Annotated in this window: 13 protein-coding genes; 4 read left to right on the forward strand and 9 right to left on the reverse strand. The window is 56.3% G+C overall.

The window, feature by feature from the left end:
• Positions 1-41: 41 nt before the first annotated feature.
• The 7 genes from K3757_RS16735 to K3757_RS16765 all read right to left on the reverse strand — a co-directional run bounded on the left by K3757_RS16735 (position 42) and on the right by K3757_RS16765 (position 8,092).
• The gene (locus tag K3757_RS16735; protein ID WP_259997247.1) at positions 42-785 is read right to left on the reverse strand and encodes a VIT family protein; all 744 of its coding nucleotides are present in this window, start codon (positions 783-785) and stop codon (positions 42-44) included.
• Positions 745-1,578 carry an ABC transporter ATP-binding protein gene (locus K3757_RS16740; RefSeq protein ID WP_259997248.1) on the reverse strand — a complete coding sequence of 278 codons (834 nt, stop codon included), beginning with the start codon at positions 1,576-1,578 and terminating at the stop codon, positions 745-747. The genes K3757_RS16735 and K3757_RS16740 overlap by 41 nt, the downstream gene beginning before the upstream one ends.
• Before the next feature lie 74 nt (positions 1,579-1,652).
• Positions 1,653-2,936: an ABC transporter substrate-binding protein gene (locus K3757_RS16745; RefSeq protein WP_259997249.1), complete on the reverse strand. Its 1,284-nt coding sequence runs from the start codon at positions 2,934-2,936 to the stop codon at positions 1,653-1,655.
• A gap of 80 nt (positions 2,937-3,016) precedes the next feature.
• Positions 3,017-4,129, reverse strand: a complete 1,113-nt coding sequence (locus K3757_RS16750; RefSeq protein ID WP_259997250.1) for a branched-chain amino acid ABC transporter permease — start codon at positions 4,127-4,129, stop codon at positions 3,017-3,019.
• A gap of 63 nt (positions 4,130-4,192) precedes the next feature.
• Positions 4,193-5,200: a branched-chain amino acid ABC transporter permease gene (locus tag K3757_RS16755; RefSeq protein WP_259997251.1), complete on the reverse strand. Its 1,008-nt coding sequence runs from the start codon at positions 5,198-5,200 to the stop codon at positions 4,193-4,195.
• Positions 5,201-5,211: 11 nt separating this feature from the next.
• The gene (locus K3757_RS16760; protein ID WP_259997252.1) at positions 5,212-6,030 is read right to left on the reverse strand and encodes an ABC transporter ATP-binding protein; all 819 of its coding nucleotides are present in this window, start codon (positions 6,028-6,030) and stop codon (positions 5,212-5,214) included.
• A gap of 91 nt (positions 6,031-6,121) precedes the next feature.
• Entirely contained in the window at positions 6,122-8,092 is a 1,971-nt protein-coding gene (locus tag K3757_RS16765) for an AMP-binding protein (RefSeq protein ID WP_259997253.1), read from the reverse strand.
• A 184-nt stretch (positions 8,093-8,276) separates the two neighbouring features.
• Here K3757_RS16765 and K3757_RS16770 point away from each other — a divergent pair, with 184 nt between their 5' ends.
• Positions 8,277-10,184, forward strand: coding sequence for a PAS-domain containing protein (locus K3757_RS16770; RefSeq protein ID WP_259997254.1), 1,908 nt, complete (start codon positions 8,277-8,279; stop codon positions 10,182-10,184).
• Positions 10,181-10,882 (forward strand): response regulator transcription factor, encoded by a 702-nt coding sequence (locus K3757_RS16775; RefSeq protein WP_259997262.1) that lies wholly within the window; start codon positions 10,181-10,183, stop codon positions 10,880-10,882. Before K3757_RS16770 ends, K3757_RS16775 begins: the two co-directional genes overlap by 4 nt.
• 18 nt (positions 10,883-10,900) lie before the next feature.
• Here K3757_RS16775 and K3757_RS16780 read toward each other — a convergent pair whose 3' ends face one another.
• Together K3757_RS16780 and fdhF are read right to left on the reverse strand one after the other, a co-directional pair.
• A complete protein-coding gene (locus K3757_RS16780; RefSeq protein ID WP_260001305.1) occupies positions 10,901-12,082 on the reverse strand; it encodes a Zn-dependent hydrolase in 1,182 nt (393 codons plus the stop codon).
• Between the two features lie 13 nt (positions 12,083-12,095).
• Positions 12,096-14,864 (reverse strand): formate dehydrogenase subunit alpha, encoded by a 2,769-nt coding sequence (gene fdhF / locus K3757_RS16785; RefSeq protein WP_260001306.1) that lies wholly within the window; start codon positions 14,862-14,864, stop codon positions 12,096-12,098.
• A gap of 175 nt (positions 14,865-15,039) precedes the next feature.
• On the opposite strand from fdhF, the gene K3757_RS16790 reads away from it, so the two are divergent.
• Both K3757_RS16790 and K3757_RS16795 read left to right on the forward strand, forming a co-directional pair.
• Positions 15,040-15,693: a histidine phosphatase family protein gene (locus tag K3757_RS16790; protein WP_259997264.1), complete on the forward strand. Its 654-nt coding sequence runs from the start codon at positions 15,040-15,042 to the stop codon at positions 15,691-15,693.
• A 12-nt stretch (positions 15,694-15,705) separates the two neighbouring features.
• Complete coding sequence (locus tag K3757_RS16795) at positions 15,706-16,323, forward strand: glutathione S-transferase family protein (RefSeq protein ID WP_259997266.1); 618 nt, start codon at positions 15,706-15,708, stop codon at positions 16,321-16,323.
• Positions 16,324-16,392: the final 69 nt, after the last annotated feature.

Raw genomic sequence — 16,392 nt, forward strand, 5'->3', positions numbered from 1 at the left:
GCGTGCAGGCGCATGCCCACATCGTTTCTATCCAAATTCGTCTAGACGGCCACGCCGAACAGGCGTCCCACGCCAGCGGTCACAGCCATGGCCAGCCCGCCCCAAACAACGACGCGCAATGCGGCAGGCCCAATAGAAGCCCCACCCGCGATCGCGCCCAAAGCACCGAGGCCCGTCAATGCAATGAGCGTCACGATCACGACGACCGGGATCAATGCTGCCGCAGGCGCCAACATGGCCGCAACAAGCGGGATGGCAGCGAAAGTACTGAACGTCAGCGCTGAGGCAAATGCCGCCAGCAGGGGTTGGGCCTCTTGGCCTTCTGTAAGGCCAAGTTCGTCGCGCACATGTGCGCCCAAGGCGTCACTTTCGGTCAGTTCCCGCGCGACCTGTCGGGCCGTTGCTTCGGACAAGCCTCGCGCGACATATATCTCGGCCAATTCGGCTTCTTCACCCGCGGGATCATCCAGCAACGCCTGTTTTTCGCGGGCAATATCCGCATTCTCAAGATCAGCCTGTGACGAAACACTAACGTATTCACCCGCCGCCATAGACATCGCACCAGCCGCCAATCCGGCTGCACCTGCAATCAGAATTGCACGGGTTGACGGATCGGCCGCTGCAACCCCGACGATCAGTGAGGCCACGGAAACGATCCCGTCGTTAGCGCCCATTACAGCGGCACGAAGCCACCCGACACGGTCTACAAGATGCGGATCATCGCTATGCGCAGACGGCTCCATATCAGGATAGCCAGCGCTTGCGGCGACGGTAGCTGCGCACATCACGGAAAGATTTCCGGCCTTCGTCCGACATGCCCAGATAGAACTCTTTCACGTCCTGATTCTCGCGCAGGTCGTCCGCGGGACCATCCATCACCACACGGCCACTTTCGAGAATATAGCCATAGTGCGCAAAACGCAGGGCGACGTTGGTGTTCTGTTCGGCCAGCAGGAAGGTCACACCCTCTTTTTCGTTGATCTCTTTAACGATATTGAAAATCTGCTCAACCAACTGCGGGGCCAAGCCCATCGATGGCTCGTCCAGCAGGATCGTCTCGGGACGGCTCATCAATGCGCGGCCAACGGCGCACATCTGCTGCTCACCGCCCGACGTATAACCGGCCTGAGATTTGCGCCGCTCACGCAAGCGCGGGAAATAATTGTAAACCATCTCCAAATCGGCAGCGATGGCCCCTTTGCCGTCGGCGCGCGTATAGGAGCCTGTCAGCAGGTTTTCCTCGATGGTCAAATGCTCAAAACAGTGGCGGCCTTCCATCACCTGCACGACACCCTTTTTCACCGTCTCGGCGGGGTCCTGATGCTGGATGGTGGCGCCGCGATACTTGATCGAGCCTTTGGTCACTTCGCCGCGTTCAGAGGCAAGCAAACCGGAAATCGCTTTCAGCGTGGTCGTTTTACCAGCGCCGTTGCCGCCCAAAAGCGCGGTAATTCCGCCCTTTGGCACATTAAGGCTCACGCCCTTGAGAACAAGGATCACGTGATTGTAGATCACTTCGATGTTGTTCACTTCGAGCAGGTTCTCGACCTGCACTTCAGCGGGGTTTGCGTCCAACATGTTCCTTGGTCCCTCTTTGAGTTTTTTGAAATCCTCTGGCCGCCACGCAGGGCAGCGGCCAGAGGGTAGGCAGCTTACTTACAGCCGGCCTCAATATTGTTTTCCGCAGCATAGGCAGAGGAATCTTCGGCGATCAGGCCGTCGATCAGCTCTTTGTCTGTCGCGCCAAAGTCAGAGATCAGGCTCCATGTCTTGGAGGATGCATCCCACTGGGTCACACCAACCATGCCGTCACCACCGTGGTTCTGGCAGGACACTTTGAACGAAGGACCAAAGTTCGGCAGGCCAAGTGCGGCCATCTTCTCTTCGGTCATTTCCAGTGCTTCCATACCGTCACGCATCTGGGATGCGTTGATCTGGGCAACACCGTGGATTTCCTGCGCTGTTTTCGCAGCTTCGGCAGCCAACATCGCGGCATAGAGGCCACGGTTATACAGAACTGTACCGATCTGGTCACCGGCACCCGCCGCTTTGCCCGCATCCACAACGTGCTTCTGGATGTCGTCGAAGACAGGGAAGTCGCGGCCCACACCGTGGAACGTCAGCGCCTTATAACCGTTGGCCGCATCGCCTGCTGCCAGCACGTCGTTCTCGGAACCGGACCACCAGATACCAATGAAGTTTTCCATGTTGAAACGGATGTTCGCAGCTTCCTGAACCGCAACCTGGTTCATAACGCCCCAGCCGTACATGATCACATAATCAGGCTTGTCGCGGCGGATTTGCAGCCACTGGGACTTCTGCTCCTGACCGGGGTGGTCAACTGGCACTTCTTTGAACTCGAAACCGTGCTTGGCGGACAGGTCCGTCAGCGTGCGGATCGGCTCTTTGCCGTAAGCAGAGTTGTGATAGACGAGCGCGATTTTCTTGCCCTTCAGATCGCCACCGTTTTCAGCCAGCAGATAGTTGATCGCACCGGAGGCACCATCCCAGTAGTTCGCAGGGTAGTTGAACGTGTGGCTGAACACTTCGCCATTCTTTGCAGACGTACGGCCATAGCCCATTGTGTGCATTGGAATGTCATCAGCAGTGGTTTTCGGGATCAGCTGGTAGGTGATGCCTGTGGAAAGGGGCTGATACACCAGACCGCCGCCGCCTTTGAGCGACTCGTAGCATTCCACACCCTTCTCGGTGTTATAGCCGGTCTCACATTCGGGCACGGAAGTCATAACGCCGCCGATGCCGCCGTCACGTGCGTTCAGCATCGTGAAGTAATCCGCATAACCGTCCGCAAACGGGATACCACCCGCCGCATAGGGGCCGGTGCGATAGCTCAGCGATGGGAACACAAGGTCCGCCAGAACGGGGCTTGCTGCCATCATGGATGCGACGGCGATTGTACCTAGTTTATATTTCATCGGTGTTTCCTCCCTTGGATTTTATCCGATTGGTTTCATGGGCGGGTTGTCCCGCCTTCGTTATTCGCAGCCTGCCCGCGTTAGTGCGGGAAGGGCCACAATCTCAGTTTCTCTTTCGCGACACGCCACAGTTGGTTGATGCCGTGCGGCTCCGCGATCAGGAATACGATAATCAACAGACCAACAATCACCAGCTGCAAATGCGCCACGATGTCGGTAGGCCACCCTAGCCAGTCCACGCCAACCACTTTGAGCGCAACCGGCAGCAGCACAAGGAAAGCAGCCCCCGCGAATGAGCCAAAGATGCTGCCCAAACCGCCGATGATGATCATGAAGAGCACAAGGAACGATTTCTGGATACCGAACGCCTCTCCCACTTCGACAGCGCCGAGATAGACCGAGAAGAAAAGCGCACCGGAGATACCGATAAAGAAGCTGGATACCATAAAGGCTGTAAGTTTGGCGCGCAGCGGGTTCACGCCGATGATCTCGGCCGCGATGTCCATGTCACGGATCGCCATCCATTTACGCCCCGAAGAACCGCGTGTCAGGTTTCGCGCAATGACGGCACTGACAATCGTGAAGAAGAGGCAGAACATATACGCCGCCCAAGGTGTCGTAGATGGGCCAGTGATCAATACCCCAAACAGGTCCCGCTCGGGCGCGCTGATCTGGCCGGAAGCGGAGTAGTTGTAGAACCACGCCACGCGGTTAAACAACCATACAAGAAAGAACTGCGCCGCCAGAGTTGCCACGGCAAGGTAGAACCCCTTGATCCGCAAACTTGGGAGGCCGAACAAAACACCCACAAAGGCCGTCATAATCCCGCCCATGATGACGGAGAAAAAGATGTTGAACTCTGGCAAGCGGAACAGCAATTCACCGCCCCACCAGATGTCCACGCCGGTCATGAATTTGTAGCAGCTATAAGCCCCTACAGCCATGAAACCGCCGGTACCAAGGCTCACCTGACCGCAATACCCGACAAGGATATTCAGTCCCAGTGCCGCAATGGCATAGATGAGGAAGGGCAACAGCAGCGAGTTGACCCAATAGTCATTGAGCACAAATGGCACCACAAAGATGGCTACGAACAGGACCAGATAATAGCGATAGCGATCAAATTTGATCGGGAACGTCTGCTGGTCCTCGGCGTAGGTCGTACTAAAGTCGCCTGCTTCACGATAAAACATTATGCGCGTCCTTCTTTGTTTAGCTTGCCGGAAATCTCCGGCATCCGGTTCAACATGTCAGTATCAAACACGCTCAATGATCTTCTCCCCGAACAAGCCCTGCGGACGGAATACCAGGAACAACAGGGCCAACATGTAAGCGAACCAGTTCTCTGTCGCGCCGCCAAGGAAAGGCGCCCCAATCAGGAATTCAAACAGCTTCTCGCCCACACCGATGATCAGTCCACCCACGATAGCACCCGGAATGGAGGTAAATCCGCCAAGCATAAGGACCGGCAAAGCTTTCAAAGCGATCAGAGACAGCGAGAACTGAACACCCGATTTCGCGCCCCACATAATCCCTGCGACCAAGGCCACAAACCCCGCCAGAGACCAAACAAGTATCCAGATAAAGTTAAGCGATACACCGACGGACAAAGCCGCCTGATGGTCATCTGCCACAGCCCGCATCGCGCGGCCCTGTTTGGTGTATTGAGCGAACACAACCAACCCGATCACCAGCAACGCAGCAATCACACTTGCAACAATGTCTAGGTTATCGATGAAGAAGCCGTAGCCCAAGGCCTCATAAGTGGTGCCCTCCAGCCAGACGTTCATGCCCTGCGGCAGACACGCGCCCTCAGCCGCACAGACGTTCAGCGCCTTCAACTCAGACCCCCACATCAAGTCGGCTACACCTTCAAGGAAATAGGCCAGACCGATGGTCGCCATGAAGAGAATAATCGGCTCTTGTCCGACAAGGTGGCGGAACACAAACCGCTGCACAGCCCAAGCCAACACGATCATTACAAAAACGGTCAAGACGATGGCAAAGAACGAATGCACCGTCCAGCCAAACTTGTGCACATCTGTGCCGAAAATCGCGTTGATCAGGTGCGAAAACGGCACCTGCCCGTTCTGGATGCCGACCAGTGTCATCGCCGCAAACAGCGCCATGACCCCTTGGGCGTAGTTGAAAATCCCCGACGCTTTATAGATAAGCACAAAGCCCAATGCTACGAGAGCGTAAAGCACCCCGGCCATCAGCCCGTTCGCGAACACTTCTATTGTGAATGCCAGTTGTTCATTCATGTCGCGTCTCCCTACTCGTGTGCCACGCCAAGGTAAGCATCAATGACATCTTGATTGTTGCGCACGTCATGTGGCGTGCCGTCGCCAATCTTTTTGCCGTAATCCATCACCACCACTCGGTCGCTCAGGTCCATCACAACACCCATGTCATGCTCAATAAGCGCAATTGTGGTGCCAAATTCATCATTCACATCAAGGATAAAGCGGCTCATGTCCTCTTTCTCCTCAACGTTCATCCCCGCCATTGGCTCATCCAACAACAAGATCGAAGGCTCAGCCGCCAATGCGCGTGCCAATTCGACTCGTTTTTTCAACCCGTAGGGCAAGCGTGAGACAGGCGTCTTGCGAATGGCCTGAATCTCAAGAAAATCGATGATCTTCTCTGCCACTTCGCGGTTCTCTACCTCTTCGCGCTCCGCAGAGCCCTTCCACAGCATCTGAGACAACATACCAGTCTTCATATGTGTCAGACGGCCGGTCATCACGTTGTCCAGCACCGACATCCCCTCGAACAAGGCAATGTTCTGAAATGTGCGCGCAATACCCTGTTGGGCAACCTGAAACGGCTTCATCGGAGGACGGCGCGTTCCCTGGTACCAAACCTCGCCCTCCTGAGGCACGTAGAACCCCGAGATCACGTTCAACATCGACGATTTACCAGCACCGTTCGGCCCAATAATTGCGCGGATTTCACCTTCGCGAATATCGAACGAGATGTCTTTGATCGCCTCCACACCACCAAAGCGCAGAGTAATGTTCTTCATCTCCATCACCACAGGACCGATCGTGCGCCCGTCCGCGGTCACATAACTCTCAGCGTTATCTTTCACGCGATGCCCCCCTGCTTTCTTCTATCTGTTATTCTCAGTCGGTTACGGGAAGGTGGGCGGGGCGTCGTCGCAGACGCGCGTCGTCCCATCCTCATTCCGCCGCCATCTTGCGTGTATCCGCGAATACCTTTGCGGAACGCACTTCCAGAGTTGCCTTGATGCTGCCCTTGCGCCCATCTTCATAGGTAACTTCTGTCTCGGTGCTGATCTGTTCCGATCCATCGTAAAGCGCCGTGATGATGTCGTGGTATTTCTCTTCAATAATGCGGCGGCGGACCTTACGCGTGCGCGTCAGCTCTCCGTCATCTGCATCCAGTTCTTTGTGCAGGACGACAAAGCGGTGCACCTGACAGCCTGACAACATTTCATCTTCCGCCACAGACGCATTCACCGCCTCCACGTGTTCCTGAATCTGCTGCATCACCTGCGGATGCCGCGCCAGTTCCTGGTAGGAGGCATAGCCGATATTGTTACGCTCGGCCCAGTTCCCCACGGCCGTCAGGTCGATGTTGATAAAGGCCGTGCACTGTTCTTTCCCGTTTCCAAAAACAACCGCTTCCAGAATGTTCGGGAAGAACTTGAGCTTGTTTTCAACGTATTTCGGCGCAAACAAAGCGCCGTTCGCCATCTTGCCCACATCCTTGGCGCGGTCGATAATCCGCAGATGGCCGGTATCAGGCTCAACAAATCCGGCGTCACCTGTGGCAACCCAGCCTTCGGCATCTTTGGTGTCTGCCGTGCTTTCGGGGTTCTTGTAGTATTCGACGAAAACACCAGGTGAGCGGTAGAAAACCTCGCCATTGTCGGCGATCTTCAACTCCACACCGGGGCACGTCACACCAACCGTATCACTACGCACCTGACCATCCGGCTGTGCGGTGATGAAAACTGTCGCTTCGGTCTGACCATAAAGCTGCTTAAGGTTGATCCCCAGAGACCGGTAGAAATCAAAAATCTCTGGCCCGATCGCTTCACCCGCTGTGTAGCCAACACGCACCCGACTAAAGCCAAGGGTGTTCTTAAGCGGACCGTATATGAACAGCTCACCCAGCTTGTACTTCAACCGATCACCAAAGCTGACATCCTTGCCGTCCAGAATGGCTGGTCCAACCTTGCGCGCATGCGCCATGTAATAGTCGAACAGCTTTTTCTTGAAACGACTGGCGTCTTCCATGCGGATCATGACGTTTGTCAGCTGCGTCTCGAACACCCGCGGTGGTGCAAAATAATATGTGGGTCCGATTTCGCGCAGATCGACATGCATCGTGTCCGCACTTTCGGGACAGTTGGTGCAAAACCCTGTCCAAAGCGCCTGCCCAACCGAAAAAATAAAATCTCCGACCCAAGCCATCGGCAGATAAGCCAGAATATCATCGGACTGGCGCAGATTATCAAACTCGGAGGATGATTTGGCTGTCTCAATCACATTGCGGTTGCTCAGCACAACGCCCTTTGGCTTACCAGTTGTACCAGACGTATAAAGCATCACGCCGATACTATCGTAATCCAGCTTGGCCTGACGCGCTTCCAGCTCCTTGATGTGCTTATCGCGGTTTTTACGACCCATCTCCTGTACCGCTTGGTACTGGTTGAGATGCTCATGGTCATATTTGCGCAGGCCACGCGGATCGAGATAGACCATCCGTTCGAATTCCGGCAACTGGTCCTTCACATCGGTGATTTTATCGACCTGCTCCTGATCACCGACAACGGCAAAACGCGCGCCGCAATGGTTCATGACGTAAGCCATCTCTTCGGCGTTTGCGTCCTGATACAGCGGCACAGGCACCGCGCCGCACATCTCGGCGGCCATCATTGCCCAATAAAGATAAGGACGGTTGCGCCCGATGATTGCAACGAAGTCACCCTCGTTCAGCCCAAGTTCAAGAAAGCCAAGCGCCAGCGCCTCGACTTCGTCGCGTGTCTGGCTCCAGGTCCAGCTTTGCCAAATCCCGTATTCTTTTTCACGGTAGGCAGGGGCGTTCGCAAACTGCTTTGCATTACGGTGCAAAAGCGCAGGTACAGACGCAGGTTGCCCCGCAGGACATTGTATCAAAGCCAAAGTGTATCCTCCCAATCCTGCCTTTATGACAGGCCGATCGCTTTTTCGCGATTCAGTGTAGCGCGTAGAATGGCACGGTGAGCATCTGCGTCAACTTTTTCCTGATGTTTTCTCAATCCTTACGAATTGTAACAGGCAGCAGTCATCCTTTGACACCCTGCTGTGTGGGTGCAAACTGTGCGCTATGGCGCTAAGCGATGACCAAACAAAATCCATGACAATGGCAGGCCTGAACCTTATCGGGCAGGCCCTGTCGATTTATGACCGTGACCTGCGGCTGGTAGTCTCCAACGCGCCGTTCAAGACCATGTTTAACCTGCCAAACGCTCTGGTCACACCTGGCGCCGACTTTGTTGATACCATTACCCATCTCGCACGTACCGGCGAATATGGCGAGATCGACGACATCGACAGCTTTGTCCAGGAGCGCACCCAACAGGCCCGCGCCTTTGAACCACATTATATGGAGCGGACCCGCGCCAACGGCCGGACCATCTCGGTCGAAGGGTCGCCATTGCCTGACGGGGGGTGGGTCACAGTTTACACCGACATTTCAGCCACAAAGACACAAGAAGCGCTGCTGCGCGCCCGCTCGGATGCTCTGAGTGATCAGCTGCTTGCCCACGCCGAACAGCTGGCCCAAACCAACCGCGAACGCGCCGCCATGATTACGGCACTGGAAGAAACCAAACGGCAACTCACGGCATCCGAGGCGCGCGCGCGCCTGACAACTGAAATGATGCCTGCCCACATCGCGCACGTTGACGCGGCAGGTATCTATACCTACTCAAACCAGCGTTTAAGCACAATTATCCCGCACCGCCCTTCGGATATCCTTGGTCTGCCGATCCGGGATGTGTTGGGTTCAGACAACCACGACAAGATACTGGGCGCCCTGACAACAGCCTATGAAGGCGCGCCCGCCGTGCAGGAGTTCACCGACGAAACAAGCGCAAGGCGCATCCGCACGGCGTTTACGCCGGATCGTTCAGGTGGCGTTTATATTCTATCGATGGATGTGACCGAAGAAACCCAAACCCGCGCCGCCCTGCAACAGACCCGCCGCCGCGCGCTGGCCGCTCAGATCACTTCGGGACTGGCCCATGATTTCTCAAATCTGTTGACCATTATTCTCGGACTGCAATCTCGGTTGGGTCGGCTACCCTCCCTTCCCGCGCAAGCAGCCCCGTTGATTGAAGGAACGCTGGCCGCTGCACGGCGCGGCGGTGCGCTTCTGAGCTCCATCTCGCAGATCTCAGCCCCCCGCAGTTTGCGCCCCACGGCAACAGATTTGCGCGACCTGATGCAAGATCTTGTGACGCTGACCGAACCGACTCTTCCGACCGGAATGACACTTTCGCATCAAGTTCCTGACATAGGCCACGTTCTTTTGGATCGTGGCATGTTACAAGACAGCTTGCTAAATCTTGTACTGAATGCCCGTGACGCGATGGGTGCACAGGGCGCAATCACCATCACAGTGCGGCGCGTCCATGACATCTGGATAGAGTTTCAGATCAATGATTCCGGTCCCGGCTTTTCTGCTGTGGCCCTCTCTCGCGGACTTGATCCTTTCTTCACCACCAAAGGGGCTGAAGGTTCCGGCCTTGGGCTTCCTATGGTCTACGATATGACAAAGCTGGCTGGCGGAGACCTGCGCCTCAGCAATACGGATAGCGGCGCGCAGGTAACGCTGCGCTTGCCCTACCGGGCGGCGGTCGCCGCGACCACGGGTCTGGCGCTGTTGGTAGAGGATCATAATGATCTACGCACTTTGCTGCGTGATATACTGATGGAGCTTGGCCATTCGGTGATCGAGGCCACCTCTGCAGATGAAGCGACCGCACTTCTTGCTGATCTTCCCGACATCGCGCTGATTCTCAGTGATCTCCAGCTTGAAGGTGATAGCACTGGCACCGATTTGGCACGACGTCTTGGGCCAACCAGCCCGCCGCTGGTTCTAATGACCTCACTGCCTACGGATGCGCCCCTATTTCTGGAAGCACAGAAATATGCCCCTGTACTGCGCAAACCCTTCACAGCCGAGGATCTGTCGACCCTCATCACCCCAACAAAGGCAGTCGCCAAATGACAAAACCACTGGTCACCATTCTTGATGACGAGCCCGAAATCCGCACGCTTTTGTCAGATGTGCTGCAAGAGGCCGGCTTTGACACACAAAGCTTTGGCCGCGCATCCGCGTTTGAGGCAGCACTGGCAAAACGCACCCCTGATGTATGCCTTGTGGATTTGTCCCTGCCCGATACGGACGGACTGACACTGGTGCACCGCCTTGCGCTGGAACAGGGTGCCATTGTGATTATCATATCAGGGCGCGCGCAGGTGCAGGACAGGGTGACCGGGCTTGAGCTTGGGGCTGACGACTATATCAGCAAGCCGTTCGATCCGGCCGAAGTGGTGGCCCGTATCCGCGCCCGTCTACGCGGCACACGCCCGCCGACGCGCGCCAGCAACACCGCTGCCTTCAACGGCTGGACCGCGCATTTTGACCGCTACGTTCTGGAAGACGCCCAGGGTGTGGAAACCCCGTTCAGCCATGCCGAGGGCGAAGTGTTGCGCCTGTTCCTTGACGCCCCAAAGCGGCTTATCAGCCGCGCGCAGATGCAAGAAAGCCTTGGTGGTGCCGCATCTGAAAGCTTCGACCGCGCGATGGATGTCCGCATATCGCGCCTACGCACAAAGCTGCGCGAAGACCCGAAAAACCCCCAACTGATCAAAACAATCTACGGCGCGGGCTACATTTTTCTTGGTGAGGTATCGTGGATCTAGGAGATAGTGCTGTCGCCCCTAACCATGCAGCGCCGCAACAGCACCCGCCAACACTTCCAGACCCAGCACCAGATGCTCTTCGTCTGTGTCTTCTTCAAACGCGTGACTGATTCCACCGATAGAAGGCACAAAAAGCATCGCAACAGGCATTAACCGTGAGACATTGGTGGCATCATGCAATGCGCCGGAAGGCATCACACGCCATGCGCCCGAAGCAAGGGATTCTGCGCTGGTTTCAAGCGCCCGACGCAGGCGCGCATCCATATGGACAGGCTCCAGCCCCAACATTGGACCAAAGGAAACCTCCATTCCCCGCGCCTGCGCGATCTCCTGTGCCAGCGCGCGGATTATCTGCTCCATCCGGACCAAACGGTCAGCATCCCCATCGCGCCATTGCATCGAAAACACGGCCTTGCCCGGTACGATCGACGAAGCATTGGGATGCAGGCTTAGATGGCCAATTGTCCAGACCGTCGCTGGTGTCACAACATTTTTGAAACGCTCGGCAAGCGCATGGTTGAATTCGGAAACCGCCTGAAAAGCATCGCGGCGCAGATGCATCGGTGTTGTGCCCGCATGGTTCTGCTGACCTTCGAACGTAATCTTCATATCGCGAATACCGACAATGTCCGACACGACGCCGACACGCTCACCCGTCGTGTCCAACACTGGACCCTGTTCGATATGCATCTCTATAAAGCCGGTGAATTGCGCGGGGTCCACTTCACCAGTGGGGTTCACAACCCGCCGTGCCTCCGCCAGCGCCACACCATTGTGATCAAGCAATAGATCAGCCGCTTCAAGGTCCAACTGCCCTGACCAAACCGCACTGCCGGTGGTCACGCCGAACCGACCCTCTTCGTCCTGAAAAGAGATCACTGAAATTGGCATATCTGCGCAACGCGCGACCTCCAGCGCAGCAATCACGCCCAGCGCCCCGTCCAGCCAGCCGCCTTCTGGCTGACTGTCGCTGTGCGAGCCCAATAGCAATGACGGCCCCTCGGCCAAGCCAAAAAGGTTGCCCATTGCATCCGTCTCAACGCGCAGACCGGCCTCTTCCATGCGGCCCTTCAACCATGTCCGCGCTTCCATATCCGCTTCGGAATAGGCGGGACGCACGACGCCTTTCCCAACACCGCTGGCGCCGAAAGACCGCAGTTTGTGCAGATCCGCCAGAAATCTTTGCCCATCAACCTGCATCATAAGCCCTTCTCTACTCAGCCGCGACAGGCGCCTTCACCGCCTCAACCTTCACGGCAGAGAACTTGAATTCGGGAATTTTGCCATAGGGATCAACAGCCGGGTTGGTCAGAATATTCGCCGCCGCCTCAACATAGGCGAACGGCAGAAACACCATATCGGGTGAGACAGCACGGTCCATACGGGCCATGATTTCGATACTGCCGCGTTTTGTCGACAGGCGCACCAATTCACCCGGTTCAACCCCAAGCTTGCGCAGGGTGGACGGGTGCAGCGAACAGTTCGCCTCCGGCTCCAACCCGTCTAGAACGCTGGCACGCCGCGTCATCGAACCAGTGTGCCAATGCTCAAGCTGACGACCTGTCGTCAGGATCATCGGATAATCCGCATCGGGCGTATCATCAGGCGCGATGATACTCGCAGGCGTAAAGCGCGCGCGGCCACCGAAACGGGGGAAACCATCGGCAAATACAATCGCCTGACCAGGATCTTCGGGGCTGAGTGAGGGGTAGGTCACCGCGTTCTGCGCCTCAAGCCGATTCCATGTGATGTTGTTGAGCGATCCCATGTTGAGCTTCATTTCCGCGAAAATTTCTGCCGGTGACGTATAGGACCAGTTCAGGCCCAACCGCTTTGCCAATTCCACTTCGATCCACCAATCTTCACGGGCATCGCCGGGCGGGGGAACCGCGACGCGGCCCATCTGAACCTGACGGTTGGTGTTGGTGACAGTGCCGGATTTCTCTGCGAACGCGCTGGCCGGCAGGATCACATCGGCGAAGTTTGCTGTTTCAGTAATAAAGATATCCTGCACAACAAGGTGATCCAGCTTAGCAAGAGCATCACGCGCGTGTTCAACATCAGGATCGGACATAGCAGGGTTTTCACCCAAAATATACATACCCTTAATATCACCATCATGCACCGCGTCCAGAATTTCGGTGACCGTCAGGCCGCGCTCGGCGCTGAAGTCCCCGCTTTCCCATACTTCTGTAAAGGCTGAGCGCACGCCGTCATCGGTGACAGACTGATAGTCAGGCAGGAACATCGGGATCATGCCGGCATCAGACGCACCCTGCACATTGTTCTGGCCGCGCAGCGGGTGCAGGCCAGCACCGGGTCGGCCCACATGGCCTGTCATTAGCGCAAGGCTGATCAGGCAGCGCGCATTGTCCGTACCGTGGATGTGCTGGCTGACACCCATGCCCCAGAAGATCATCGCGGCCTTTGCTCCTGCAAAAGTACGCGCCACATCGCGGATTACCTCGGGGGAGATGCCGCAGATTTCCGACATCTTTTCGGGTGTAAAATCTTTCAGGTGTGCCTTCTCTGCTTCCCAGTTCTCGGTGTAGGCTTGGATATACTGGCGGTCGTACAGCTCTTCCTCGACGATCACATTCATGATCGCGTTCAGCATTGAGACATCTGTCCCGGGCCGGAACTGGCACATCTGGTAGGCAAAACGTTTTAGTGCCTGACCGCGCGGGTCCATCACAATCAGCTTGCCTCCACGCTTGGTGAACTGTTTGAAATAGGTAGCCGCAACAGGGTGGTTCTCGATCGGGTTGGCCCCGATCACGATGGCCACATCTGCATTTTCGATTTCGTTAAAGGTGGCTGAAACAGCGCCTGAGCCCACGTTTTCCAGCAAGGCAGAAACCGAAGATGCGTGACAAAGCCGTGTACAGTGATCGACGTTATTGTGGCCAAACCCCTGACGGATGATCTTTTGAAACAGGTAAGCTTCCTCATTTGTGCACTTTGCAGAGCCGAAACCGGCCACGCCGGTGCCGCCAATGTTCTTCAAACCATTTGCAGCCGCATCAAGCGCCTCATCCCAAGTGGCCTCGCGGAAGACCTCCAGATAGTTGCCGGGATCGACGTTCAAGCCCTTTGCAGGAGCGTCCTTGCGCCTGATCAGCGGCTTTGTCAGGCGGTGCGGGTGGTGGATATAGTCAAAACCAAAGCGGCCTTTTACACACAGCCTTCCTTCATTCGCGGGGCCGTTAATGCCGTCAACATATTTGACCTTGTCGTCCTTGATCTTGAGAGAAATCTGGCAACCGACACCGCAGAAGGGACAGATGCTTTCGACTTCGCGATCGAAGTCGGCGCTATCGCCAACCTGATCCGCGTCCAGCACACTGGCTGGCATCAATGCGCCGGTCGGACAAGCCTGCACACATTCACCACAAGCGACACAGGATGACGCGCCCATCGGGTCGTCCAGATCAAAAGTGGGATAGCTGTCATGACCACGGCCAGACATGCCAATCACGTCATTCACCTGCACTTCGCGGCAGGCGCGCACGCACAACCCACATGAAATGCACGCATCAAGATTAACCCGCATCGCAACATGGCTGTCATCAAGCAGCGGAATGCGGCCTTCTTCAAGTGTAGGAAAGCGGCTTTCTTCGACGCCGCTAAGCGCGGCCATGTCCCACATGTGGCTGGATTTGTCATGTGCCACATCTTGTTCAGGGTGATCTGTCATCAACAGCTCTACCACCATCTTGCGCGCACTTTCGGCGCGGGCGTTGTTGGTTGTGACCACCATACCCTCAGAGGGCTCGCGAATGCAGGAGGCGGCCAGCGTGCGCTCGCCCTCGATCTCTACCATACAGGCCCGGCAGTTGCCGTCGGGACGGTAGCCCGGCGCGGGTTTGTGGCACAGATGCGGGATTTTCAAACCACGGCCATTGGCTACTTCCCAGATCGTCAATCCGGCTTCCGCCTCAACGGTCTCGCCATTGAGCGTGAATGTGACCTTATCCGTCATAGCGATATCCTCCAAAGCGGTTGCTACGTTTCTAGACATGCTGATCTCTTGCCGGAAGGCTGTTCCCGACACCGCGCCTCGCATTTCCGCCATGTGCAGTCCATCAGGTTTCCTATAGGCCCCTTTCCCTGCCTATCGGCCTCCCTTATCAAGGCCGCATAGAGCAGGAGAATACATGTCGACAATTACCCTAATCCGCCACGGTCAGGCCAATTCCACCGCTACAGACGAAGCCAGCTATGACCAGCTAAGTGATTTGGGTCACCAGCAGGCAAAGTGGCTTGGTGCGCATCTGCGCGATACACACGCCCATCACACGCGCATGTTTACCGGCACCTTGCGTCGCCATATAGAAACAGCGGATGGACTGGGTACAGACCTTGAGGCAACGCGCGACGAACGCCTGAACGAGCTAGAGTATTTCACGCTGGCCCACCTACTCACAGAGCAGCACAGCATCCCCTTCCCCAAAGAGCAGGCCGACTTCATCAGCCATCTGCCCACGGTGTTCCAGTTTTGGAAAGACGACAAGCTTGAAGGTGCGCCCGAAACCTATGCCTACTTCCAAAGCCGGATTCGCGATGGTTTGGCTGACATTGCGGCAGGCACAGGTCCAGCGCTAGTTGTGACATCAGGCGGGCTGATCGCAAATGTGTTGGCACAACAAATGGAGCTTGGCGTGGCAGCAACTGCCCGCATGGCGATTGCGATCTTCCACACGTCTTTGCATCAGTTTCACCCGATTGGCGGGCATCTGTCGCCCGTTTTGTTCAACGCGACCCCACACCTCGATACGCCGGACCGCAGCCTGTCAAAAACCAATATTTGAAAGAGCTAATTGATGAACCTGTATTACACAAACGGCACGATCTCTATTGCTCCTGCCATCGCGCTGATCGAAGCGGGGTTGGAGCATCACCTGACCAAGATCGACTTTGCGACCTCTGATCAAACCAAAGCGGACTACCTGTCGATCAATCCCAAGGGCCGGGTGCCTGCACTCGTGCTTGATGGCGGTGCGGTTCTCACAGAAACAGGTGCACTACTCGAATATATCGCAGCGCTGGCGCCAGAGGCAGAACTCGTCCCCGCGGCGCCAGAGTCCGCCGCGCATATGCGCAGCGTTATGTATTATCTCGCCTCGACCATGCATGTGGCACATGCGCATAAAATGCGCGGCAGCCGATGGGCAGACAAACCCGAAAGCCATGCAGATATGGCAGCCAAAGTTACCGAAACCATGACAGCCTGTGCGGCTTACGTAGAGGCGGAATGCCTGCGCGGCGATTATGTTTGCGGCACTGGGTTTACGATTTCAGATGCGTATCTGTTTGTGATCTGCAACTGGCTCGCTGGGGACGGCGTCGTAGTCTCCGACTTCCCGAAGATCACTGCGTTCATGGCGCTGATGAACACTCGCGACAGCGTTAAGGCGGTCCGCGCCAAAGGCATGATCTGACTTGCCAATGCGGATTACACACCTAACCGCGTGTCGATCCTGAAAAATATAATGCCGCCCCGGAGGGCG

The organism is Sulfitobacter sp. S223, assembly GCF_025143825.1.
Lineage (GTDB): Bacteria > Pseudomonadota > Alphaproteobacteria > Rhodobacterales > Rhodobacteraceae > Sulfitobacter.